Raw genomic sequence first — 22,779 nt, forward strand, 5'->3', positions numbered from 1 at the left:
GGCTTGTCCCACGGCCAGCGGCTCGGGCTGCGCGCCCTGTGGCGACCGGGACTCGGCCTGGCCCTGTGGCCGGACGGTGAGCCCGTCCCCGCCGGAGAACCCCGCGCCCTCGGCGACGTGGCGGAGGTCCCCGAGTCGGTCGCGGACCTGCTGGCCCGACGCAAGTTCCGCCACACCGTCGACCACCTCGCGGCCGACGGCACGCGGGTGCTGCGTCCCGCCGTCACCCTCGGTGTGTCCAGCGCCGTCGAACTCCTCGATCGTTGCGACTATCTGAGCGTCGGCGGCGACGTCGCCTTCTACCGCTATCTGCTGGCCGGAGCGCGGCGGCTGCGGGCGGCGGGCGCGGTGGCGCCCGGGGTCCGCGCCGGTGAGAGCGAAGTCCGCTGGGAGTTGCTGCCGGGGGCGGCATGGCTGGGTTGGCAGACGGTGATCTCCGCCGGCGCTCCCCCGGCGCTGATCGCCAACGGCGGCGCCACCGCCCTGTTCGACTTCGTCGCCGAGACCGTCGACGCCGAATGCCGGCGCGCACTGGCCGGCGAACGCGGCCGGTCGCGGGTGCCGCTCATCGACGGTCTCACCCAGCCGGCGCCCACTCCCCTCCCGTCCGGCGCGAGCGCGAGCGCCGCGTGGCAGAGCTGGCACAGCACCGGCGCGCCGACCGGGCCGAGCCTGGTGCTGCGACTGCACCCGCCGGACGACGATCCCGCCGGCCCGGAACTGCCCCCGGAGCAGGAGCGCTGGCGCCTGCAGGTCTGCCGCCGCGACGGGGACGGCCTGGTGACCCCGGTGGTGCCCCATCGCCTCGGTCCGCACGAGCTCGACGACCTCACCAGCGAGTTGGCGACCGCCGTCGCGGCCTTCGGTGAACTCGCCCGCGCCGAGACCGACCCGCACACCCTCGACTTCCTGCTCGGCACCCCGGCGGTGGCGGAGTTCTTCGCCACCGGCGCCGCCGCCGTCGGCGCGGCGGGCCTCACCGTCCTGCTGCCGCGGACGGTGGCCACCGTGACCCCGACCCTGCAGCTGCGCGGCAGCGCCGTACCCGGCGGGGGCGCGCGTCCCGGCCTCGTGGGCCTCGACGAGATCTCCGACTTCGAATGGCGGCTGGCCCTCGGAGACTCCGGCACCGCCCTCGGCCAGGACGACCTCGACGAGCTCGCCCGCCAGCACGGCGACCTGGTGCGGGTGCGCGGGCGGTGGGTCCGCGCGGAGGGCGCCGCGTTGAGCCGCGCGGCGACCTTCCTGACCGCACAGCGGACCGTCGGCGACGGCGCCGACCTGGAGCTGGCCGAGCTTATGCGGCTCATCACCGGCGACGACACCCGCCTGCCGGTACCGATCAGCAGCGTCGAAGGCCTGGGCTGGCTCGACGACGTGGCCGCCGGCGGCGCGCTGGTACCCGAACCGGTCACGCTGCCGCCGTCGCTGCACGCGACGCTGCGCCCGTACCAGCAGCGCGGGGTGGAGTGGTTGCACGCGCTCGGTCGTATCGGTGCCGGCGGCGTGCTGGCCGACGACATGGGTTTGGGCAAAACCGTGCAGGTGATCGCCCTGCTCGCGTGCCGCCGCGACCAGGCGCCCGCCGCACCGCCTGCCCTGGTGGTCTGCCCGATGTCGGTGATCGGCAACTGGCAACGCGAGCTGACCCGATTCGCCCCCGGCCTGGGGGTCGTGGTCCATCACGGCACCGGCCGCGACGCGGCGGCGCTGTCGTCGTCGGCCACCGCCGTGGTGCTGACGACGTTCGCCACTCTCACCCGCGACCGGGAGTCGTTCACGGGGCTGCCGTGGGATCTGCTGGTGGTCGACGAGGCTCAGCACGTCAAGAACTCGCGGACGGCGGCGGCGAAAGCGCTTCGGGCGCTTGATGTTCCGCGACGGATCGCGTTGACCGGCACCCCGGTGGAGAATCGCCTGGAAGATCTGCGCTCGGTGATCGACCTGGTGAATCCGGGGCTGCTCGGCACCGCCTCGTCGTTCCGCTCCCGCTTCGCCGAACCCATCGAACGTGACCGCGATCCCCGCGCTCTGGAACGACTCAACGCGCTCACCCGCCCGTTCGTGCTGCGTCGACTCAAGACCGATCCGGCCATCGCCGCCGACCTCCCGGAGAAGACGGAGTTGACGGTGCGCACCAACCTGACCGCCGAGCAGGCCGGGCTGTACCAGGCGATCCTGAACGATCTGCACGAGGCGCTCGAGGATCGGTCGTACCTGGGGGCCCGCCGCCAGACCGTGCTCGCCGCACTGACCCGACTCAAGCAGGTGTGCAATCACCCGGCGCACTATCTCGGCGACGGCTCGCCGATGCTGCGGCGGGGACGGCACCGCTCCGGCAAGGTGGAACTGATCACCGACCTCGCGACCACACTGGTCGACGAGGGCGACCGCGGACTGATCTTCACCCAGTTCGCCGCGTTCGCGGAACTGCTGAGCCAGTGGCTGGGCCCGATCCTGGGGCGTGACGTGCCGGTACTGCACGGTGGCCTGCCCCGGGCGCGACGGGACGAACTGGTCGCCGATTTCGGCCGCGACGACGGCCCGCCGATCATGGTGGCCACCCTGAAGGCCGGCGGCACCGGATTGAACCTGGTGGCCGCCAACCAGGTGATCCACGCCGACCGCTGGTGGAACCCCGCCGTCGAGGAGCAGGCCACCGACCGCGCATATCGGATCGGCCAGACCCGCGCGGTCCAGGTGCGCAAGTTCGTGTGCGTCGGCACCCTGGAGGAACGGATCGACGAACTGATCGCCGCCAAACGCGAACTGTCGTCCCTCACCGTCGCCACCGGGGAGAGCTGGCTCGCCGACCTCGGCGACGACGCCCTGCTGGATCTGCTGTCCCTGCGCGCCGAGGCGGTGGGCGAATGAGCGCGCGGCGCAAGGGTTCTCGGCCACCGGTGCGCGGTTACGGCCTCACCCCGTGGGGGCGTGCCTTCGCCGCCGTCGTCGAGGCGGGTGCCGATCACCGCCACCTCACCGGTGCCCGCCGCTACTTCCGCGACCATCACGTCGAATCTCTGGTGGTGGCGCCCGGCGAGATCACCGCCTCGGTGCGCGGCAGCCAGCTCGACCCGTTCCAGGTGGTCCTGATCCCCCGGCCCATCGACCCGGCGACAGTGGTGGCGCTGCTGGTCGCCGCCGGCGAGACCGATGCGCTGCTGGCACTGGCCCGCGGCGACCAGCCCTCGGCCCTCGGCGAGTTGATCACCCCGACCGAGTCGGCGGACGTGACCTCGGCGTGCACGTGCCCCGACGAGGCCCCGCGCTGCATCCATGTGCTGGCCACGGCGTTCGAGGTGTCCGCGCAGATCGACCGACAGCCGACCGTCCTGCTGCGGGTGCTCGGCACCGACCTGCCCGACCTGCTGGCATTGGCCCGCGGCCGCGGGGGCGCCGACGACGCCGCCGCCCCCACCGCGGCCGCGACCCCGGACTCTCCGCAGCAGGTGGAGGCGGCGTACTTCGGCGACCACGCGGCCGTGCCGGCGGTACCCACCGTGCCGTCGGTCAACCCGCCCACCGAGTTGGATCTCGGTGCGCTCCGCTCCGCGTTGCGCGCCTCGGGGGTGGGGGCGACCGAACTGGGCGAGGCCCTCGATGATCTTGCCGAGCTGTACGCCGTGCTCCGCGAGAGCTGAGGCGCCGCCGCCTCAGCCGGTGGATTCGCCGAGCAGATGCCCCATCCGGTCCCGCTTGGTCTGCAGGTAGCGGATGTTCTCCGCACCGGCGGCCACCTCCAGCGGAATCCGGCGGCCCACCGGGATCCCGAAATCGCTCAGGCGACGCACCTTGTCCGGGTTGTTGGTGAGCAGGGCGACCTCTTCTACGCCCAGGTGCGCCAGGATCTGGGCGGCCACCCCGTAGTCACGCGCGTCCACCGGTGCGCCCACCGCCAGGTTGGCGTCGACGGTGTCGAGCCCTTCGGCCTGCCGCCGGTAGGCGCGGAGCTTGCGTCCCAGGCCGATGCCGCGCCCTTCGTGGCCGGTCAGATACACCACGACGCCGCCGCCTGCCGCGGTGATCTGGTCGATCGACGTCGCCAGCTGCTGCCCGCAGTCGCACTTGGCCGAACCGAACAGGTCCCCGGTCATGCACTCGCTGTGCACCCGCACCAGGACCTCCGCGCGCTCGGCGATGTCGCCGTAGACCATGGCCAGGTGCTCCACCCCGCCGCTTCGGTAGGCGTAGGCGTGCGCGCGGCCGTGGTCGGTGGGCACCGGAGCGTTCCCGGTCGGGACCACCTTCAGGTGCTCCTGCAGCTGCCCGACGGTGATCACCGGCAGACCCCACTGCCGGGCGAAGGCGACGGCGTCGTCGCCCCGCAGCATGTCCCGGCTGTCGGCGGTCACCAGCTCGCAGATCACCGCCACCGGGGTGCGGCCGGCCACCCGGCACAGCGCCACCCCGGATTCGGTGTGCCCGCCGCGGGCGGCGATCCCGCGCGGGTGCTCGGTGAGCGGAAACATGTGTCCGGGCCGGACGAAGTCCGCCGGCCCCGACGTGGGGTCGGCGAGCGCGCGCGCCGTCGCCGCCCGGGCCCCGGCACTGATGCCGGTGCCCGTACCGGCCAGGTCCACACTCTGGGTGAAGGCCGTGCCGTGCGGGTCGGTGTTGTCGGTGACCATCGCCGACAGGCCGAGCTCGGCTGCGCGCGCTCGCTCCAGCGGCACGCACAGCAGACCAGAGGTGTGGGTGATGAAGAAGGCCATCGAGTCGGTGTCCGCGTACTCGGCGGCCATCACCAGGTCCGCTTCGTTCTCGCGGTCGGTGTCGTCGAGCACCACCACCATGCCGCCGGCGGCGATGGCCGCCGCGGCGTCGGCGACGGTGGACATCGAGTTGTTCGGCATACCCATCAGGAGGCTCCTTGCGTGAGCGGCGCCTCGTGCGGCAGGTGGGTGCCGAACGTGCGCGCGAAGTAGGTCAGGGGACGGTCGACGCCGACCTCGGCCTCCACCACGGTGCCGAACAGCACCGTGTGATCGCCGCCGACCACCAGGTCGGTCACCTCGCAGGCCACCCAGCCGGCCACCTCGGCCAGCTTGGGCACCCCGCCGGAATCGGTCCACGGCACGCCGTCGAACTTGGCGGCGCCCTTGCGGGCGAAGGCCCCGGCGATCTCGTGTTGCGGGGCGGCCAGCACATTGACGCCGAAGCGTCCGTGCGCACGGACCGCGGCCAGCAGGTCGGAGGAATGGTCCAGCGCCACCGCGATCATCGGGGGCTCCATGGACAGGGACATGAACGCCGAGACGGTGGTGCCGTGCGGCCGGTCGCCGTCGCGTGAAGTCACGACGGCGACCGGGCTGCACACACCGGCCATGGCATCCCGGAAGCGGGATTGGAGCGGAATACTCACAGCGTTGCCGGTCATTGTCGGTCAGGCCTTGGCGGCCAGCTCCTGCTCGTACTTCTTGGTCATGTGATCGACGGCGGCCAGCTGCTTGTCGGCGTAGCCACTCTGGACCGCGCGCGCCCGCTCGGCGGCATCCAGCGTCGGCTGCGCCTGACCCTGGAAGTACGGGAATACCTGCTCGGCGAACAGTTCCGCCGACCGTCGCGTGTCGCGCGGGGTGGCCCAGTCGGTGGCCATCTGAAGCATGGAACCGAACCCGCCGGACTGATCCCAGAGTCGTTGTACCTGGTCGCGAGCCTGTTCCGGGGTACCGATCACACCGATGCCGGAGTCCTTGACGAAGTCGATCATCTCGTCGAGCTTGTCGCCGGAGACGCCCATCTGCGGGAAGGCTGCCACCCGCTGGAAGTAGTCGAACCACTGCTCGATGCCGTGCCGAACCTGGCGCCGAGCCTCGTCCTCGGTCTCGGCGACGTGGAAGATACCCACCAGGCTCCAGTCGTCACGGTTGACCGTCTTGCCGTGCGCCTGCGCCCGCTCCTCCATGATGCCCCAGTGGTGCGCCAGGGCGTCGAAGCCGTCGGCCGACAGCGTCGCGCCGATCGACAGCAACCCGAGGCCGTGCGTGCCGGCCAGTCGGGGTCCGGTCGGCGAGGCGACCGCGGCCACCGAGACCGGCAGCCCGGTCGGACGGTACGGCGCCAGCTGCAGGCGCGCGTTGATCAGTTCGTGCGTGCGGGTCTTGGCCGTCACCTCTTCGCCGTTGAGCAGGCGCACCACGATGTCCAGGTTCTCCTGCAGCAGCTCGCGGGTGTCGATCGGATCCAGGCCGATCATCATCGAGTCGGTGGGCAGCGAACCCGGTCCGACGCCGAAGATGACCCGGCCGCGGGTGAGGTGATCGAGCTGAATCATGCGGTCGGCCGCCCACAGCGGATTGTGGTACGACAGCGACGTCACGCCCGTGCCGAAGGTGATGCGCGGGGCCCGCGAGGCCGCGGCGGCGATCATGATCTCGGGCGAGGCGAAGATCTCCGAACCCGCCGAGTGATGCTCGCCGAACCAGATCTCGTCGTAGCCGACGTTGTCGAGGTGCTCGACGAAGCTGAGATCTCGCTCCATCAACATCGACGGGTTGTGCCCGGCCGGATGGAAGGGCGCCATGAAGTAGCCGAAACGCAGACGTGACATGAGTTCTCCTGGGTTCGTGATCGGTGCCGAGCGAGTTCCGCTCGACGGTGACACCACCGTAGGATCGCTGTGACGATCCGCACATTGCACCAAAGTGGTGTCTTGCGCCATAGGCCGTCACGGCTCAGAATCGACGGAACCCGTTCGGTCCGACATCACCCGCCGCTGCGCAGCACAGGAGGCACCGTGCGCCCATCCACGACGACGGCCCTGCCCGGTCGCGAATACGACGCCCTGTTCGCGGTCCTCGACGATTGCGCGCAGGCCACCACCCTGGCCGAGTTCAAGGACCTGCTGATGGCGTCGCTGCACGAGCGCTACCGCTTCCCCAACACCACGTTCCTCACCGGGGCGACGTTTCGCGGCGCCTTCCGCGACCCCCACCCGGTGACCACCGGGCGGATCACGCCGATCATCGACGAGTACACCTCCGGGTGGTACGCCGACGACATGTTCGCCACCCCGCAGTCGTACGCGGCGCTCGCGCGCACCCGGGCCATCTGCCACACGTCGCTGCGCGGCCTGCCGTCGGAAGCGGTGACCTACCTCGACCGCTTCCTCTATCGCCACCGACTGCGCAGCGCCTCGGTGCTGCACCTGGAACTGGCCGGCCACAGCCACGCGATGGTCGGCGTCTTCGACGACGAGGACAAGGGCATCGCACCCGAGCGGCTGGCCAGCCTCGGCCTGCTCGCCCGGCAGTTGTCCACCTTCGCCCAGACGCTGCCCGGCCAGGTCGCCCCCTCGTGGCGGGCGAAGCTGACCCCGCGGCAGGCCCAGATCGGCGAGCTGGTGGCCGACGGCCACACCAACGACGAGATCGCCGCGACCCTGACCATCGGCTTGGACACGGTGAAGAAGCATGTCAGCGCGGTGCTGGCGGCCACCAAGTCCCGCAACCGCGTCGAGTTCGCCAAGCTCGTCCTGACCGAACGGCTGACCCCCCGCACCTGAAACGGTGCGGGGGGCCGGCGGTCGGAAAGCGACGCGGGAACGCGGTCCCCGGGGGGGGGAACCGCCCGTGACTAGAAGTCCCAGTCCTCGTCTTCGGTGTTGATGGCCTTGCCGATCACGTACGAACTGCCGGAACCGGAGAAGAAGTCGTGGTTCTCGTCCGCGTTGGGCGAGAGCGCCGACAGAATCGCCGGGTTCACGTCGGTCTCGTCCTTCGGGAACATCGCCTCGTAGCCCAGGTTCATCAGGGCCTTGTTGGCGTTGTAGCGCAGGAACTTCTTGACGTCCTCGGACAGACCCACCTCGTCGTACAGGGCCTCGGTGTAGTCGGACTCGTTGTCGTACAGGTCGTAGAGCAGCTCGAAGGTGTACTCCTTGAGCTCGGCCCGACGCTCGGCGCTCTCGGTCTCCAGCGCGCGCTGGTACTTGTAGCCGATGTAGTAGCCGTGCACGGCCTCGTCGCGGATGATCAGGCGGATCATGTCGGCGGTGTTGGTGAGCTTGGCCCGCGAGGACCAGTACATCGGCAGGTAGAAGCCGGAGTAGAACAGGAACGACTCCAGCAGCGTCGAGGCGACCTTCCGCTTGAGGGGGTCGTCGCCGCGGTAGTACTCCATGATGATGTGCGCCTTGCGCTGCAGGTGCACATTCTCCTCCGACCAGCGGAAGGCCTCGTCGATCTCGCGGGTGGAGCACAGCGTCGAGAAGATCTGGCTGTAGCTCTTGGCGTGCACCGACTCCATGAAGGCGATGTTGGTGAGCACGGCCTCTTCGTGCGGGGTCTGCGCATCGGGGATCAGCGAGATCGCGCCGACGGTGCCCTGGATGGTGTCCAGCAGCGTCAGACCGGTGAAGACCCGCATGGTCATGGTCTTCTCGTAGTCGGTCAGGGTGGCCCACGACTGGATGTCGTTGGACACCGGCACCTTCTCCGGCAGCCAGAAGTTGCCGGTCAGTCGATCCCACACTTCGGCGTCCTTCTCATCCGGGACGCGGTTCCAATTGATCGCGCTGACGCGGTCGACCAGCTTGATCGGAGCGCCTTCGGCAGGACTGTGAGCGGACGCAGACATGGCACCTCGGGTTTCATGAATGGCTTGGGAGTTCAGAACGCCCCCAACACTACTCGTTGCGTCCGGCCGGTCTAACCACCACAAGATGGTGTGTCTCGGCGCGCCCGGCGTGTCGCCGGAATCGGCGGCCCGGCGTGTCGTGGCCGATTGCAAGCGGTTCCGTCTTCGCCGAGGCATGCTGAGGGCATGCCGGTCCTGCCGATGTTTCCCCTCGAGCACGCCCTACTCCCCGGTGAACCCCTGCAGCTCAACGTCTTCGAACCGCGCTACCGCGCCCTGGTGGCCGACGTCGTCGCCGGCGACGGCCGATTCGGGGTGGTGCTGATCGCCCGCGGCAGCGAGGTGGGCGGCGGGGACGATCGCTGCGACGTGGGCACGGTGACCGGACTGCTGGGTCACCGGAGTCACGCGAGCGGTCAGATCCGTCTGGCCTGTCGCGGCCTGGACCGGATCCGGGTGACCCGCTGGCTCGACGACGACCCGTACCCGCGCGCCGAGGTGCAGATGTGGCCGGACGAGCCCGCGGGCACCACCGCCGACTGGCAGTGGGCACGGTCGGCGTTGACCGACGCGCTGGTGCAGGCCCAGGAGCTGTACGACCGCATCGCCGAGCGCAGCGGACGTCCCACCGCCACGCTCGCGGCACCCGAGGATCTGCCGCCCACCGAGTACACCTTCCGCACCGCGGCGATGCTGCCCCTCGGCGCCGCCGACCGCTACGCGATCCTGACCGCCCGGGGCCCGCGTGAACGTGTCGCGGCCATGACCCGTGCACTCGACGACGTCCTGCCCCTCCTCCGGGACCGGTTGACCCCGCCGACCGCACCACCGAACAGTCCGTGACCCCGGGCATCCGCCGACCGGATCGAGCCCCGTGTCACATCTGACACCGCTCTCCCTTTACTCTTTTCATGCCACCGATGAGGAGCGTGCGAGATGACTGAGAAGACGACGGGCCGAGAAGGCGAGACGGTCGGGCCGTATCGGCTCGATGCGCTCCTCGGCCGCGGCGGCATGGGCGAGGTGTACCGCGCCCACGACACCACCCGCGACCGCACCGTCGCGCTGAAGCTGCTGCCCGGCCATCTCGCCCAGGATCCGGCGTTCATCGAACGCTTCCGCCGCGAATGCCAGACCGTCGCCCGCCTCGACGAACCGCACGTCATCCCGATCCACGACTTCGGCGAGATCGACGGTCAGCTGTTCCTCGACATGCGCCTGGTCAACGGTTCCGACCTGCGCACGGTGATGCGCGAGCGGGGCGCCCTGGAGCCGGCCGAAGCGGTGGGGCTGCTCGAGCAGGTGGCCGCCGCACTCGACGCCGCCCACGCCGCCGACCTGGTGCATCGCGACGTGAAGCCGGAGAACATTCTGGTCACGTCGGCCGACTTCGCCTACCTCGTCGACTTCGGCGTCGCCCACGCCGACACCGACACCCACCTCACGAAGACCGGTACCGCCGTCGGTTCGGTGGCCTACATGGCGCCCGAGCAGTTCGACGATTCGCCGGTCACCGCGGTCACCGACGTCTACGCGCTCGCCGCGGTCTTCTTCGAGATGCTCACCGGCGCCAAGCCGTACCCCGGCTCGTCGGTCTCCACCATCACCAAGGGCCTGCTCTTCGACCCGATCCCGGCGGCGAGCACCGTCAATCCGGCCCTCACCGAGGCGATGGACCAGGTCCTCGCCTGGGGCCTGGCGAAGGACCCGACGCAGCGCTGCCCCTCCGCGCTCGAGCTGGCCCGGGCGGCGCGCGCCGCGCTGTCCGGCGAGCGTCCGCCGACCGTCGGGGAATCGGAGACCGGCCTCATCGCCGCAGCGGGCGCCGCCCCGACCACCGTGCATCGCACCGAGCCCGCCGCCCCGGCCGAGGCCGCCTACGCCGCCGTCGAAGCGCCCGCCAGCGCGCCCCCGCCGCCGGGCGCCTACGGAATGCAGCCGCCCCCGGGGCAGCCGTACCCGCAGCAGCACTACGGTCAGCAGCCCTACGGCCAGCCCTATCCGACCTACGGCCCGCCGCCCGCGAAGAGCAATGGGCTCAACACCGCCCTGATCGCGGTCCTGAGCGTGATCGTGGTGGCGCTGATCGGCGTCGGCGTCTGGTATCTGCTCGACCAGCGGTCGACGGACGCGGAGACCGTGGCCGCCACCAGCACCGTGGTCATCACCCCGCCGACCGCGGCCCCCACGACCGTCGAGGCGACGACCTCGGCACCCACCGCGGCGTGGACCCCGGGCCCGCCGCCGTCGGACAACCAGCCGTGCCCCGGTTTCCCGGGCGTCGGCACCGGCTACCCGCAATGGACCGGCTGCGAGTTCGCCGCCAACGTCCGCACCGCCTACCTCGAGAGCGGGCCGATGGGCGGTACCCGCGCCGTGAACGGCTGGGCACCGCAGCAGCGGATGAACTATGTGATGAACTGCGGCCCGTACCAGCAGGTCATCGCGTGTCGCGGCGGCAACCAGGCCGTCGTCTACATCTACTGACAGGAGCGTCGGTGCAGATCACTCGAACGGCCCGCCGCACCCGTACGACAGCGGCGTTGCTGTCGCTGAGCACGATGGCCGCTCTGACCGGCTGTGCCGAGACCGCCGGCGTTCCGCAACCGACCCCGGCGGTGTCCACCGGCGTCTCGGTCACGCCCGCCGGGCCCACCACGACGGCCGCGGCCGAGCTGGCGGCGAGCTTCGACAAGGCCGACTTCGGGCCCGGGGTGGGAATGGTGCTGGCCCCCGTCGGCTCCTCCGAGGTCGCGGTGTTCGGCGATCAGAAAGCCCGGGTGGCCTGGTCGACGATGAAGGTGCCGGTGGCGCTGGCCGCCCAGCGCAACGGCGCCAAGCAGTCGCTGATCAACCGCTCCATCATCGATTCGGACAACGACGCCAACCTGGCGTTGCGCGAATCCCTCGGCACCCCGGAGCAGGCGAGCGACAAGATCACCGCGGTCCTGCGCGACGGCGGTGACACCACCACCGAACTGGTGGAGATCGTCGAGCCGGACGAGACCTTCGGCCTCACCGTCTGGCCGCTGACCGCCAGCGCGGTCTTCACCGCGCACCTGCCGTGCCTGCCCGACGCCGGGCAGATCGTCACCGACATGGGCGAGGTGGCCGGCAACCAGCAGTGGGGCCTGAAATCGATGACCGCCAAGCACATCACCACCGCGGTCAAGGGCGGCTGGGGGCCGGCCGCCGAGGGTGGCGTCGAAGTCCGCCAGATCGGCCTGATCACCTGGCGCGACGGTCGCCAGCTCGCGGTCAGCATGAGCAGCTATCAACCCGGCGCGGAGATGGGTGTGGGCACCGCCAACCTGAATCGGATGGCGACGTGGCTGGGTCGCAACCTCAAGAAGCTCCCCCGCGGCGCCTGCTGACCCTGCGCGCCGGAGACAGCGAGGACCCGGCCTCGGGCGCCGACCCCACGAGCAAGTAAGTAGCGAATATATCGCAGGTCACACAGTCTCAATCCGGTCCTGATGGGTATCGCCACCATCCTGATCGGCTTCATCCCGGAGACCTCGACGGTCTGGCTGGCACCCACCCTGCTGGTCATCCCGCGCGTTGCACAGGGCCTTGCCGTCGGCGGCCAGTGGGGCGGCGCGATCCTGCTGGCCACCGAATACGCACCGGCACATCGGCGCGGCTTCTACGGCAGCTTCCCGCAGCTGGACATCCCCCTGGGCCTCATCCTGGGCAACGGCGTCTTCCTGATCATGACCGCCGTCACGTCCCCGGAGGCCTTCATGGCCTGGGGTTGACGTATCCCGTTCTGGGTCAGCGATGATGGGCGTCTGGGCGATCCCCATGTGGTTCCTGATGGCCTCGTCCAGCGCCGACAACATGTGGCCGCTGGTCGTCGCGATCTTCGTCTCCTGCCTGGCCATGAGCTTCCAGACCGGACCGCAGCCGGCACTCTTCGCCGAGATCTTCCCCGCGAAGGTCCGCCACTCCGGCGCCAGCCTCGGCTACCAGTTCGCCGCCGTCGTCGGCGGCACCGCACCGATGGTGATGGTCGCGGTGATCAACGGCCAGGTCGATCAGATCTGGCGCATCGGACCGATCATCTCGGTCCTGGCGGTCGTCGGCCTGGTGTCCCTGTACACGCTGAAGCTGCGGCAGGAGCGCGCCACCGCAGAGGCCGCGTAGACACACCTCCTCAGACAAGTAGGCCGCCGGTAGGTCAGACCTACCGGCGGCACACTTTCTGTTTTCTCTACAGCATGCAGCTGACGCAGTTGTCCAGCTCGGTGCCTTCCAGCGCCATCTGCCGCAGGCGGATGTAGTACAGCGTCTTGATGCCCTTGCGCCAGGCGTAGATCTGCGCGCGGTTCACGTCGCGAGTCGACGCGGTGTCCTTGAAGAACAGCGTCAGGCTCAGACCCTGGTCGACGTGCTGCGTCGCCGCGGCGTAGGTGTCGATGATCTTCTCGAAGCCGATCTCGTACGCGTCCTGGTAGTACTCCAGGTTGTCGTTGGTCAGGTACGGCGCCGGGTAGTAGACGCGGCCGATCTTGCCTTCCTTGCGGATCTCCACGCGTGCGGCGATCGGGTGGATCGAGCTGGTCGAGTGGTTGATGTAGCTGATCGACCCGGTCGGCGGCACCGCCTGCAGGTTCTGGTTGTAGATGCCGTCGCGCATGACGGCTTCCTTCAGCTCGCGCCAGTCGTCCTGCGTCGGGATCTCGATGCCGTCGGTGCTGAACAGGCCCTTCTCGTTGCCCGAGCCCGCGTTGGCGAACAGCTCGCGCACCTTGTCGGTGGCCGGCACCCACTCCTGGTCGATGTACTTGTCGAAGAACTCACCGCTGGCATAGGTGCTGTTCTCGAAGCCGATGAACGGGCGACCCTTCTCCTTGGCGAGCTTGTTCGACGCGCGCAGCGCGTGGAACAGCACCGTGTAGAAGTACATGTTGGTGAAGTCGATGCCCTCTTCGCTGCCGTAGAAGACACGCTCGCGCGCAAGGTAGCCGTGCAGGTTCATCTGCCCCAAGCCGATGGCGTGCCCCTCGTCGTTGGCCCGCTTGATCGACGGCACCGAATCGATGGCCGTCTGGTCGGCGACGGCGGTGAGACCGCGGATGGCGGTCTCGATGCTCAGGCCGAAGTCCGGCGAGTCCATCGTCTTGGCGATGTTCATCGACCCGAGGTTGCACGAGATGTCGCGGCCGATGTGGTTGTACGAGAGGTCGTCGTTGTAGGTCGACGGCGTCGACACCTGCAGGATTTCCGAGCACAGGTTCGAGTGCGTGATCTTGCCCTCGATCGGGTTGGACCGGTTCACCGTGTCCTCGAACATGATGTATGGGTAACCCGACTCGAACTGCAGCTCGGCGAGGGTCTGGAAGAACTCGCGCGCCTTGATCTTGGACTTGCGGATGCGCTTGTCGTCGACCATCTCCTCGTACTTCTCGCTGACATTGATGTCGGCGAAGGGCACACCGTAGATGCGCTCGACGTCGTACGGGCTGAACAGGTACATGTCGTCGTTGCGCTTGGCCAGCTCGAAGGTGATGTCCGGGATCACCACGCCCAGGCTCAGCGTCTTGATGCGGATCTTCTCGTCCGCGTTCTCGCGCTTGGTGTCCAGGAAGCGATAGATGTCGGGATGGTGCGCGTGCAGGTACACCGCGCCGGCGCCCTGGCGGGCACCGAGCTGATTGGCGTAGCTGAAGGAGTCCTCCAGCAGCTTCATGATCGGAATGACGCCCGAGCTCTGGTTCTCGATCTGCTTGATCGGGGCGCCCTGCTCACGGACGTTGCTCAGCAGCAGCGCCACGCCGCCGCCTCGCTTGGACAGCTGCAGCGCCGAGTTGATCGACCGGCCGATCGACTCCATGTTGTCCTCGATGCGCAGCAGGAAGCACGACACCGGCTCGCCGCGCTGCTTCTTGCCCGAGTTCAGGAAGGTCGGGGTGGCCGGCTGGAAGCGGCCGTCGATGATCTCGTCGACCAGGTTGCGCGCCAGTGCGGTGTCGCCGGCGGCCAGCGTCAGCGCGACCATGCAGACGCGGTCCTCGAAACGCTCCAGGTAGCGCTTGCCGTCGAACGTCTTGAGCGTGTAGCTGGTGTAGTACTTGAACGCTCCGAGGAACGTGGGGAACCGGAACTTCTTGCCGTAGGCGTGGCCGAACAGCAGCTTCACGAACTCACGGTCGTACTGATCGAGAACCTCGGCCTCGTAGTAGTTCTCCTTGACGAGGTAGTCGAGCTTCTCGTCGAGGTCGTGGAAGAAGACGGTGTTCTGGTTGACGTGCTGCAGGAAGTACTGCCGCACCGCCTGCTGATCCTTCTCGAACTGAATGTTCCCGTCCGCGTCGTACAGGTTCAGCATCGCGTTGAGGGCGTGGTAGTCGAGGTCCCCCGGGGTATGTCCGGCCGGTCCGGCGTGCACGCCGGAAACACTGGCCGAGACGGTGGGCTCGACAGCGGGAAGGTCAGACACGGGAACAACGGTAGGCGACACGACGACTCCTGGATATTGCGTGAGGTGAATACAGAATCAGGGCGAACGCGAGCGTTCAGCGAGTGAATGCGGGACTGGCGGCGAATCCGGCGAGACCGGCGCGGACGCGTTCGACGTCCTCGCTGGTGCCCATCAATTCGAAGCGGTACAGGTAGGGCACTTGACACTTGCCGGCGATGATGTCGCCGGCCACGCAGAAGTCCTCGCCGAAGTTGGTGTTACCGGCGGCCAGGACCCCGCGGATGAGGGATCGGTTGTGCGCGTTGTTGAGGAACCGGATCACTTGCTTGGGCACGTGACCGCCGCTCCGCTGCGCACCGTCTGCGCTCTGCCGCCCGGCGGCGATGGACTTGCCACCGCCGTAGGTCGGGCTGATCAGCACGTAGGGTTCGTCCACTTGGAAGGCGCCGGTCGGGTCGTGCAGCGGGATCCGCTGAGACCGGGCACCGAGCTTCTCGACGAACCGAAGGGTGTTCTCCGACACGGAGGAGAAGTAGACGATCAGCGGCAGTTCGCCGCCGACCGACTCCCCCGATTCAGAGGTGTTCTCCGCACCACCGACTCCCCGGCTCGATGAGCCGGCATGCACGGTCTCCCGTGCAGAGGCGACGACGGACACGACGATCGCCTCCTTATGCTGCGCGGGCGGCGATAGCCTTGATGCGCTCGGGGCGGAAACCCGACCAGTGCTCGTCGTCGACCACGACGACGGGGGCCTGCAGGTAGCCGAGAGCCATCACGTAGTCGCGCGCTTCGTCATCGAGGCTGATGTCGACGACGTCGTACGACAGACCGTGCTTGTCGAGCGCCTTGTAGGTGGCGTTGCACTGAACACAGGCCGGCTTGGTGTAGACGGTGATGGCCATTGCGGACTCCTCGCAAACAGTCGAACTCGGAACTGGTATGTGATCCGGCGGCTTCTCCGTGAAGAATGACCCCCGTGTGGTTTCGGTGCCTGGGCACCGGATCCGCACTGCGGGATCTTCCCCCCGTCGGACACTCAGAACACTACCCCTTGTGTCCGACATTTCTCGACACCACAAGAACTTGTGAATAACAATCGTGAAAGACCCAGGTCGATCACGAGTAATCCACAGGCATTCCCGGCGTGTCTCGGCGTGTTGGGCGTGTCGTGCCCAGCGCCGGGATCAGCGCGCGCCGACCAGTTCTCCCATCAGCGTGTCCAGCACCCCGACGACCTGCTCGGCCAGCCGCGCGTCACCGGTCTCGCCCGCCTCCACCTCGCCCGCCGCGATACCCACTTCCACGGCCTCGACCACCACGGCACCGGCGATCCCGACCGCCTTGCGCGCATCCTGACGGGACCAGGTACCGGCGTACCGGCCGAGAGCCGAACCGATCACCCCCACCTGCTTGCCGCTCAGGGCGCTCTCCCCGAACGGGCGCGACAGCCAGTCGATCGCGTTCTTGAGCACGGCCGGCAGCCCGCCGTTGTACTCGGGCGTCACCAGCAGCACCGCGTCGGCGTCGGCGACCCGCGCGCGCAGGGCGTCCACGCCCGCGCCGCGCACACCCTCGACGTCGAGATCCTCGTTGTAGAAGGGCAGCGAGTCCAGGCCCTCGATGATCTGCACGTCGACTCCGTCGGCGGCCTGCTCGGCCACCAGGCGGGCGATGCGGCGGTTGATCGATTCGCGGCGCAGGCTGCCGACGAGAACGACGACGGTGCGGGAAGCAGAGGACATGAAGACTCCTGGGGTCGAGGGACCGGACACGGTTACCCCGATTCCAACGAAACCGCGCCGACCGGCCATCCCGGTCCGGCGGTGAGTCCCGTCACGAACGTGACCAGGTTATCCTCGGGCCATGTCCTCCGATCCGGGCCAGACGCTGACCCTGCAGCTCGTGCAGGCGCCGGCCGTCGGCACCGAGCGCGCCGATGCGGCACGCAATCGTCAGCTGCTGCTGGCCGCCGCCAAGTCGCTGATCGACGACCACGGCGCCGCGGCGGTGACGATGGATGCGGTGGCGCGGGCCGCCGGAGTCGGCAAGGGCACCGTGTTCCGCCGCTTCGGGAACCGCAGCGGGCTGATGATGGCCCTGCTGGACCATTCCGAGCTCGAACTGCAGCAGAACTTCCTGACCGGCCCCCAGCCGCTCGGCCCGGGGGCGCCCCCGCTCGACCGTCTGATCGCCTACGGCCGCGCCCGGTTGAAGATGACCGTCGACCACCTCGACATCCTGCTGGAGGCCGGGGCCGACGACCCCGACCGCCTGAGCCATCCGGTGTGGGCGATGTCCACCCGCCACGTGCAGTACCTGCTCGGGCAGATGGGCTACCCCGGCAACCTGGCCACCGCCGCGGTCGCCGTCCAGGCCCCCATCGAGGCCATCGCGGTCCGGCACCAGCTCGACGTCGTCGGCCTCACTCCCGCGGCGTTGGCCGACGACTGGGAGCGGCTCATCCGCGTCCTGGCCGCCGGTCTCACCCCGCCGCTCTGAGCGCGCCCGATCAGCCCCTCACCGGGGCAGATCGCGCGCGACCAGCGCGGCCTCCCGCGCCAGCGTCGGCCCCGACGGCAGCAACGACAGCACCGGCCACGGCGCCGGGCGGCCCGCAGCGGGCAGTCCGAGCATCGCGGCGGTGTCCTCGCCCACCAGCCGGTACCGCACCCCGGCGTCGGTCACGTAATACTCCGCGCCGGCGATCTGGACCCGTTCGGCGGTGCCCGGCCGCAGGTAGGCGCCGTCGAGTGCCGGTCCGGTCCCGTCGCCCGCCCGCAGGGGCACCACGCGGGCCCCGGACGGCAACGGCAGGTGCGGCGTGATCGTCCAGGTCTCGCGCGCCGCCGCGGCCCCGGCCGCATACTCCCACCGGCGGCAGAGCACCGTCGACGCCCCGGCCAGCGTCACCGGACCGGCCGGAAAGTGATCCAGCGGCACCCGGTGCACCACCGGCACCGCACTCATCGCTCCCGGTGAGACCTGGCGGACCGCGCCGGCCGAGTCGCGGTCCGCGCCGCGCACGGCTTCGGCCGCGGCCACCGAGACCGGCTGCACGCCGTCGGCCAGCACCACGAAGTAGGACGGCCGATCGTCGACGCCCAACGAACGGATCACCGTGCCGACGGGGACGTCCGCGAGGGCGCCCGGTCCGGGCCCGCCCCGGCCGGCGATCTCCGGCACCGCCAGCTCGGGTTCGGCGGGAAACGCGTTGAGCAGCGCCTGGCTGATCGGCCGCGCCGTCGCGCCGTCGAGGCCGAGCGCGCGCCGCACCGCGGTCGCCGTGCCCTGCACCCGCGCCCGGACCGGTCGCCGCCGGCCCTCCCCGCCCGGGTGGTAGATCAGCCACTCCCCGGCCGGCGAGCGCACCAGCGCGCCGGCCGCGCTCGGCGCGGCTTCGGCGGTCAGCGACCCGGCGATCACCGCCGTGCCCGCGGCCGGGTCGTCGCACACCGACCAGGTGGACGACTCCCGGCGGTCCGGTCCCGGCAGGGCGGCCGGCGCCCCCGCGATGCCGAGGGCGGACCCGCGCGGATACCGGCTCACCGCGCCGTGGGACACGGTGCGGGCCGACAACGGCTCCCCCACCACCAGCCGGGCGGACGCGAGATTGGGCACCGGATGCATCACGTCGTCGACCAGAACGTAGAGCCCGCCGGTGTCGGAGGCGATGATCTTGGCCTCGGCCACCGAGGGCGCGGGAGAGATCAGCCCGTAGATACCCGCCCCGGCCGCGAGCAGAACCGCGACCACCGCCCCGGCGAGCAACGCTCGGAACTGCGCCCGCATCGGGTCGTCCAGCATGCGCGCGTCGCGTCGCACCAGCGCGTGCTCGGCCCGCGCCACACCGAACCGATAGCCGCTGACCTGCGCACGCGTCGTCAACTGTCTCGACACTCGACCCCCCCGATCAAATCTCGTGGTGCACACGGTAGCGCCGCAGTAGGGTGACGCCAGGCGCTTTCGGCGAATGAACCGGGAACGCCGAGATGTCGCTCGGGGGAGGCAGACACATGCAGGTTCGTCGCAGGGCTCGGCCGCGGGCCACTCGCAACCGCCCACACTCGGCGCCGTTCGACCTGCCGTGCGGGGACGGCTTCCTCGGCGTCCACCACCGCGCCGGCGTCCTGGTCACCGCACTGTCGGTGCACGCCGGCGCACCCGGCCCGGAGCGCCTGGAGAACCCGTGGTCGGCGCGCGACCGGGCCCCGGGTATCGCATGGAATTCGTTGCGGCAGTGGATGACTCGACCCGACGGCGCGGCCACCTCGGTGACCGTGCTGACCGAGGGACGCACCGGACTGCACGACGGTCCCACCGCCGCCGCCTACCGGACGCTCACCGGGCCGCTGTCGGTCGCGGCCGAACGCCGCGTCCACGTGCTGCTCGAGTTCGCACCCCTGGACCATCCCGGGCTGGTCGCCGCCTACGGCACCGGCACCGCTGCGGCCCTACGCGCCTGCCGGTCGCTCACCGGCCGCCTCGCCGCCCTGCTCTCCGCCGACGGTCCGGTCGCGACCGGGGTGACCGCCGCCGAACTGACGGGTCTGTTGTCCGCGCGGCTGCACCAGGAGGGCCCGCCGACCGCCGTGCTCACCGACGACCCGCACGCCCTGCCCGCCGCGATGGAATCGGTGTGGCGAACCGCAGGCGCCGCGACCACGGCTCTGCGGTGGAGCGTCGAATCGGGCGCGCCCGTGGTGCGGGCGCACCTGGGGTCGGGCGCCGCCGCGGCGAGTCGGCCGTCCACGCCGGGGACGGCCCGGGTGGACCGGCCGCTGCCCGGAGCGACGGTCCCCGCGCTCGGCGGCGCGGTGCTCCCCGTCGCCGGCGCCGGGGTGATCGTCGGCGCCGATCATCGCGGGCGTCCGGTCACCCTGCGTCTGGCCGGATCCGACGTCCCGCTGGCGGAGGCGGCCTGCGACCTGGAAGCGGTGCACCGCCTGGTGGCACGTCTGACGGCGGTGGGCATCGGCGCCGCGGTGTTCACCGACCGGCCCCGTCAGTGGGCCGGACTGATCGACGCGGTGGCCGACCCGCGACTGCTGCACCCGGCCGCGGACGGCCCGGCGCCGCTGCTCATCGACGACCGGCCCGGCCACCGGCTCGGCCCCCTCGCCGGGAGCACCGTGCTGCGCGTGACGGGTCCGGGACGACCGGAGCTGGCCGACACCGGCGCCCCGGTGTGGCTGGCCGAGGCCGACGACACCGATCGGGTGAGGGTCACCGGCAACGGTCGACACCTGCGGGTTCGTTCGGTGACGACCCCGGCCGAGGACGCTCTCGTGCGCGTCGGGGCCGGTGACCGGCTCACCCTCCGGTGAGCTCGGTGTCCCCGTTCACGGCGTTCGCGGCGGCCCGGTCGGGCGCCTCGAGCGGCACCCGCGATCGGAAGAAGATCGCATGCGCGGACGCCGCGTGCACGCTCACGTCGGAGTCGGCGTCGGACAGCCAGAGTGCCTCGCCGCGGTCGACCACCGCGCGCTCGCCGTCGGCGCCGGTCACCTCGATGCGACCCGAGGTCACGGTCAGGATCTGCGGGCCCGGCATGTCGAAGCTGACGCTCGACGGCAACCGGAGGCCGGTGCCGTCCAGTTCGATCCGTGACAGCAGGAATTCGGGCGCCGGAGTGAGGTAGACCCGTTCGGCGCCGACCGAGCGCACCGCGGGCATCAGCGTGCCCCGGGACACCGGGCGGAAGTCGAGCACCCGCAGCAGTTCCGGCACGTCGATGTGCTTGGGCGTCAAGCCGCCGCGCAGCACGTTGTCCGAGTTCGCCATCGCCTCGATCGCGGTGCCCCGCAGGTAGGCGTGCAGGTTGCCGGCGGGCAGGTAGATCGCCTCGCCGGCGCGCATGCGCAGGAAGTTCAGCAGCAGTGCGGCGAGCACGCCGGGATCGTTGGGGTAGGCCTCCCCCAGTTCGAGCACCGCGCGCAGTTCGTCGGCGAAGCGGGTCTCCCCGCGACCGAGCACCGCCACGGCACCGTTGAGCACCTCGGGCACCAGTTCGGTGATCACCCGCTCCGGCAGGGTCAGCCAGGTGGTGAAGACCGCGCGCAGGCCGTCGGCGTCCGGGGACCCGGCCAGCATGCCCAGCGCCGAATCCAGCCCGGGAACCTGCAGGCTGCGCAGCAGCTCCACGGTTTCGGCCGGATCCCGGAAACCGGCGAGCGCCTCGAAGTCGTCGTCGAGGGCCACCACGATCTCCGGCTTGTGCCAGGAATCGCGGTAGTTGCGGCGCGGATCGTCGGCGGCCAGTCCCGCGCGGTTCTCCGCGTCGAAGCCCACCCTGGCCTGTTCGGCGCTCGGGTGCGCCTGCAGGGACAGCGCTTCGTCGGCCGCCAGGATCTTCACCAGGAACGGCAAGCGCGCCTCGTAGGCCCGTGCGGTGGGCTCGCCCAGCGCGGCCACCGGATCGGCGTCGATCATCGACAGCAGATCCCCCGTCTCGCCCTCCAGGCGAGCAGGTGAGGCCGGATGCGCACCGAACCAGAGCTCGGCTTCCGGGTGTGCCGACGGTGTGGGTCGGCCCTGCAGTTCGGCGATGGCCGTCCGCGAGCCCCACGCGTACGGGCGGATCATCCCGGTGAGTACCTTCATGCAGTCCTCCTGTCCTTCTCCCCCGCGGCCTGTGGCCGCCTTCTCACAAGTCTGATTCGGCAAGGGCTGCGAAGGCAGCCGCCATTTGGGCTCGGACGACGGTCACCAGGTAGGCCGTCAAGTCCGTCGGTGTGTCGACGGCGGGTTCGCCGCCACCGACCCACGGCCGGTCGTCGACTTCCGGAGTGTCGGTCTGCTCGGTGACGACGTCGACCTCCCGGCCGACGAGTCGGCGGGCCAGGGTCGAGGCCCGATCGGCGGTGCTGACCCAGAAGGCGCGTAACGGCTCGCTCACGGCGGGACCGTCGAACTCCGGATCGTAGAACAGCGAGTCCGTGCCACCGGCCGAGGTGCCGTCGGCGGCCAACGCCGCCAGGGCCCGCGGCTCGTCGGTCACCGCGGCGATCCGTCCGGCGATCTCGAAGAAGGCCACGGCCACCTGGGCGGCGACCGCCGCGGCGCCCGGGGTGTCGCCCACCCAGACCGACCGATGTCCGGCCGTCCGCAGCGCCAGCAGCTTGGCCTGATTGTGGAAGCTCTCCTGCCCGAGGTGATCGGCGGCGGCCTCGGCGTCGAGGTGCTCGGCGATCTCCGCCAGCGCCGGCGGCGCCGGCGTCAGGCGCACGGCCGTCAGCCCGGTGAGCACCGCGGCCAGCGCCGCGACCTGACCGGCGAAGACGAACCGGGGGTCGATCGGCAGACGGGGCGAGAGGTCGATGAGCGGTACCGCTCCGGGACGGCCGAGGCCCGCGGCTTCCCGCAGCGGCCCCTCCAGCGGAGCGGCCACCACCAGTTCGGCGCGTCGATGCGCGGCGCGAGTGAGGGCGTCGGAGAGTTGCGGATCGCCCGCGTCGGCGCCGAGGACCACCACCACGTCGAGCGGACCGATCCAGCCGGGCAGCACGGGGACCACCACGACGGGCACGTCGATCCGGGCCGCGAAGACCGCCGTCACCAGTGCACCGGCGCGCGCCGACAGCAGCGCCGCGCCGGTCACCACCACCACCGCGCGCGGGCGCAGGTCGGCGAGCGGATCGAGGACGCCTTCGGACTGGGCCTCCGCGACGGCGCGGACCTGCGCGCCGGACATGGCGGCGGCACGGAGGAGACCGTCGCGGTCAACGGAGTGCAGGAACTCCGCGTCGTCGAGAACTTCGATGGTTACCGGCATG

At 70.4% G+C, this 22,779-nt stretch carries 21 protein-coding genes; 10 read left to right on the plus strand and 11 right to left on the minus strand.

Features of this window, described 5'->3' with window-relative positions; translation table 11 throughout:
- The first annotated feature begins 3 nt into the window (after positions 1-3).
- Complete coding sequence (locus ACFFJD_RS05105; RefSeq protein WP_382361832.1) at positions 4-2,874, plus strand: DEAD/DEAH box helicase; 2,871 nt, start codon at positions 4-6, stop codon at positions 2,872-2,874.
- Positions 2,871-3,644 carry an SWIM zinc finger family protein gene (locus ACFFJD_RS05110; protein WP_382361833.1) on the plus strand — a complete coding sequence of 258 codons (774 nt, stop codon included), beginning with the start codon at positions 2,871-2,873 and terminating at the stop codon, positions 3,642-3,644. Before ACFFJD_RS05105 ends, ACFFJD_RS05110 begins: the two co-directional genes overlap by 4 nt.
- 12 nt (positions 3,645-3,656) lie before the next feature.
- Here the strand turns inward: ACFFJD_RS05110 and ribA are convergent, their stop codons facing one another.
- Genes ribA through ACFFJD_RS05125 form a run of 3 tightly spaced genes read right to left on the minus strand, consistent with a single transcriptional unit; the run spans position 3,657 to position 6,553 of the window.
- Positions 3,657-4,862 (minus strand): GTP cyclohydrolase II, encoded by a 1,206-nt coding sequence (gene ribA, locus ACFFJD_RS05115; protein WP_382361834.1) that lies wholly within the window; start codon positions 4,860-4,862, stop codon positions 3,657-3,659.
- A complete protein-coding gene (locus ACFFJD_RS05120) occupies positions 4,862-5,380 on the minus strand; it encodes a flavin reductase family protein (RefSeq protein WP_382361836.1) in 519 nt (172 codons plus the stop codon). The genes ribA and ACFFJD_RS05120 overlap by 1 nt, the downstream gene beginning before the upstream one ends.
- Positions 5,381-5,386: 6 nt before the next feature.
- Entirely contained in the window at positions 5,387-6,553 is a 1,167-nt protein-coding gene (locus ACFFJD_RS05125; protein WP_382361838.1) for an LLM class flavin-dependent oxidoreductase, read from the minus strand.
- A gap of 186 nt (positions 6,554-6,739) precedes the next feature.
- On the opposite strand from ACFFJD_RS05125, the gene ACFFJD_RS05130 reads away from it, so the two are divergent.
- Complete coding sequence (locus tag ACFFJD_RS05130) at positions 6,740-7,507, plus strand: helix-turn-helix transcriptional regulator (protein ID WP_382361840.1); 768 nt, start codon at positions 6,740-6,742, stop codon at positions 7,505-7,507.
- A 71-nt stretch (positions 7,508-7,578) separates the two neighbouring features.
- Here the strand turns inward: ACFFJD_RS05130 and nrdF are convergent, their stop codons facing one another.
- Complete coding sequence (nrdF, locus tag ACFFJD_RS05135) at positions 7,579-8,580, minus strand: class 1b ribonucleoside-diphosphate reductase subunit beta (RefSeq protein WP_345312908.1); 1,002 nt, start codon at positions 8,578-8,580, stop codon at positions 7,579-7,581.
- A gap of 186 nt (positions 8,581-8,766) precedes the next feature.
- On the opposite strand from nrdF, the gene ACFFJD_RS05140 reads away from it, so the two are divergent.
- The 5 genes from ACFFJD_RS05140 to ACFFJD_RS05160 all read left to right on the plus strand — a co-directional run bounded on the left by ACFFJD_RS05140 (position 8,767) and on the right by ACFFJD_RS05160 (position 12,726).
- Entirely contained in the window at positions 8,767-9,423 is a 657-nt protein-coding gene (locus ACFFJD_RS05140) for an LON peptidase substrate-binding domain-containing protein (protein WP_345312907.1), read from the plus strand.
- 93 nt (positions 9,424-9,516) lie between these two features.
- On the plus strand, positions 9,517-11,067 hold the full coding sequence (locus tag ACFFJD_RS05145) for a protein kinase domain-containing protein (protein WP_382361843.1): 1,551 nt from the start codon (positions 9,517-9,519) through the stop codon (positions 11,065-11,067).
- 11 nt (positions 11,068-11,078) lie between these two features.
- The gene (locus ACFFJD_RS05150; protein WP_345312905.1) at positions 11,079-11,954 is read left to right on the plus strand and encodes a serine hydrolase; all 876 of its coding nucleotides are present in this window, start codon (positions 11,079-11,081) and stop codon (positions 11,952-11,954) included.
- A gap of 102 nt (positions 11,955-12,056) precedes the next feature.
- Positions 12,057-12,338 (plus strand): MFS transporter, encoded by a 282-nt coding sequence (locus tag ACFFJD_RS05155; protein WP_345312904.1) that lies wholly within the window; start codon positions 12,057-12,059, stop codon positions 12,336-12,338.
- 25 nt (positions 12,339-12,363) lie between these two features.
- Positions 12,364-12,726 (plus strand): MFS transporter, encoded by a 363-nt coding sequence (locus tag ACFFJD_RS05160; RefSeq protein ID WP_382361845.1) that lies wholly within the window; start codon positions 12,364-12,366, stop codon positions 12,724-12,726.
- 67 nt (positions 12,727-12,793) lie between these two features.
- Here the strand turns inward: ACFFJD_RS05160 and nrdE are convergent, their stop codons facing one another.
- The 4 genes from nrdE to ACFFJD_RS05180 all read right to left on the minus strand — a co-directional run bounded on the left by nrdE (position 12,794) and on the right by ACFFJD_RS05180 (position 16,749).
- A complete protein-coding gene (gene nrdE / locus ACFFJD_RS05165) occupies positions 12,794-15,043 on the minus strand; it encodes a class 1b ribonucleoside-diphosphate reductase subunit alpha (RefSeq protein ID WP_382361847.1) in 2,250 nt (749 codons plus the stop codon).
- Positions 15,044-15,098: 55 nt separating this feature from the next.
- The gene (gene nrdI, locus ACFFJD_RS05170; protein ID WP_345313036.1) at positions 15,099-15,554 is read right to left on the minus strand and encodes a class Ib ribonucleoside-diphosphate reductase assembly flavoprotein NrdI; all 456 of its coding nucleotides are present in this window, start codon (positions 15,552-15,554) and stop codon (positions 15,099-15,101) included.
- Between the two features lie 121 nt (positions 15,555-15,675).
- Positions 15,676-15,909 carry a glutaredoxin-like protein NrdH gene (gene nrdH, locus ACFFJD_RS05175; RefSeq protein WP_382361849.1) on the minus strand — a complete coding sequence of 78 codons (234 nt, stop codon included), beginning with the start codon at positions 15,907-15,909 and terminating at the stop codon, positions 15,676-15,678.
- 282 nt (positions 15,910-16,191) lie between these two features.
- Positions 16,192-16,749, minus strand: coding sequence for an NAD(P)H-dependent oxidoreductase (locus tag ACFFJD_RS05180; RefSeq protein ID WP_382361851.1), 558 nt, complete (start codon positions 16,747-16,749; stop codon positions 16,192-16,194).
- Between the two features lie 121 nt (positions 16,750-16,870).
- On the opposite strand from ACFFJD_RS05180, the gene ACFFJD_RS05185 reads away from it, so the two are divergent.
- Complete coding sequence (locus ACFFJD_RS05185) at positions 16,871-17,506, plus strand: TetR/AcrR family transcriptional regulator (RefSeq protein WP_382361853.1); 636 nt, start codon at positions 16,871-16,873, stop codon at positions 17,504-17,506.
- An 18-nt stretch (positions 17,507-17,524) separates the two neighbouring features.
- On the opposite strand, the gene eccB is transcribed toward ACFFJD_RS05185, so the two are convergent.
- On the minus strand, positions 17,525-18,892 hold the full coding sequence (gene eccB / locus ACFFJD_RS05190; protein ID WP_382361855.1) for a type VII secretion protein EccB: 1,368 nt from the start codon (positions 18,890-18,892) through the stop codon (positions 17,525-17,527).
- A 128-nt stretch (positions 18,893-19,020) separates the two neighbouring features.
- Between eccB and ACFFJD_RS05195 the strand changes: the two genes are divergently transcribed.
- Entirely contained in the window at positions 19,021-20,331 is a 1,311-nt protein-coding gene (locus ACFFJD_RS05195; RefSeq protein ID WP_382361857.1) for a hypothetical protein, read from the plus strand.
- Here ACFFJD_RS05195 and manA read toward each other — a convergent pair.
- Entirely contained in the window at positions 20,318-21,607 is a 1,290-nt protein-coding gene (manA, locus tag ACFFJD_RS05200; protein WP_382361859.1) for a mannose-6-phosphate isomerase, class I, read from the minus strand. The two genes, ACFFJD_RS05195 and manA, sit on opposite strands and share 14 nt — an antisense overlap.
- A gap of 43 nt (positions 21,608-21,650) precedes the next feature.
- The gene (locus tag ACFFJD_RS05205) at positions 21,651-22,778 is read right to left on the minus strand and encodes a hypothetical protein (RefSeq protein ID WP_382361861.1); all 1,128 of its coding nucleotides are present in this window, start codon (positions 22,776-22,778) and stop codon (positions 21,651-21,653) included.
- Position 22,779 lies beyond the last annotated feature (1 nt).

This window comes from Gordonia phosphorivorans, from assembly GCF_042432625.1.
GTDB classification, from domain to species: Bacteria; Actinomycetota; Actinomycetes; order Mycobacteriales; family Mycobacteriaceae; genus Gordonia; species Gordonia phosphorivorans.

Coding starts and splice junctions, on each gene's coding strand:
- ACFFJD_RS05110 (WP_382361833.1), top strand. CDS start 2,871: ATGAGCGCGCGGCGCAAGGGTTCTCGGCCACCGGTGCGCGGTTACGGC.
- ribA (WP_382361834.1), bottom strand. CDS start 4,862: ATGGGTATGCCGAACAACTCGATGTCCACCGTCGCCGACGCCGCGGCG.
- ACFFJD_RS05120 (WP_382361836.1), bottom strand. CDS start 5,380: ATGACCGGCAACGCTGTGAGTATTCCGCTCCAATCCCGCTTCCGGGAT.
- ACFFJD_RS05125 (WP_382361838.1), bottom strand. CDS start 6,553: ATGTCACGTCTGCGTTTCGGCTACTTCATGGCGCCCTTCCATCCGGCC.
- nrdF (WP_345312908.1), bottom strand. CDS start 8,580: ATGTCTGCGTCCGCTCACAGTCCTGCCGAAGGCGCTCCGATCAAGCTG.
- ACFFJD_RS05140 (WP_345312907.1), top strand. CDS start 8,767: ATGCCGGTCCTGCCGATGTTTCCCCTCGAGCACGCCCTACTCCCCGGT.
- ACFFJD_RS05145 (WP_382361843.1), top strand. CDS start 9,517: ATGACTGAGAAGACGACGGGCCGAGAAGGCGAGACGGTCGGGCCGTAT.
- ACFFJD_RS05155 (WP_345312904.1), top strand. CDS start 12,057: ATGGGTATCGCCACCATCCTGATCGGCTTCATCCCGGAGACCTCGACG.
- ACFFJD_RS05160 (WP_382361845.1), top strand. CDS start 12,364: ATGGGCGTCTGGGCGATCCCCATGTGGTTCCTGATGGCCTCGTCCAGC.
- nrdH (WP_382361849.1), bottom strand. CDS start 15,909: ATGGCCATCACCGTCTACACCAAGCCGGCCTGTGTTCAGTGCAACGCC.
- ACFFJD_RS05180 (WP_382361851.1), bottom strand. CDS start 16,749: ATGTCCTCTGCTTCCCGCACCGTCGTCGTTCTCGTCGGCAGCCTGCGC.
- ACFFJD_RS05185 (WP_382361853.1), top strand. CDS start 16,871: ATGTCCTCCGATCCGGGCCAGACGCTGACCCTGCAGCTCGTGCAGGCG.
- ACFFJD_RS05195 (WP_382361857.1), top strand. CDS start 19,021: ATGCAGGTTCGTCGCAGGGCTCGGCCGCGGGCCACTCGCAACCGCCCA.
- manA (WP_382361859.1), bottom strand. CDS start 21,607: ATGAAGGTACTCACCGGGATGATCCGCCCGTACGCGTGGGGCTCGCGG.
- ACFFJD_RS05205 (WP_382361861.1), bottom strand. CDS start 22,778: ATGCCGGTAACCATCGAAGTTCTCGACGACGCGGAGTTCCTGCACTCC.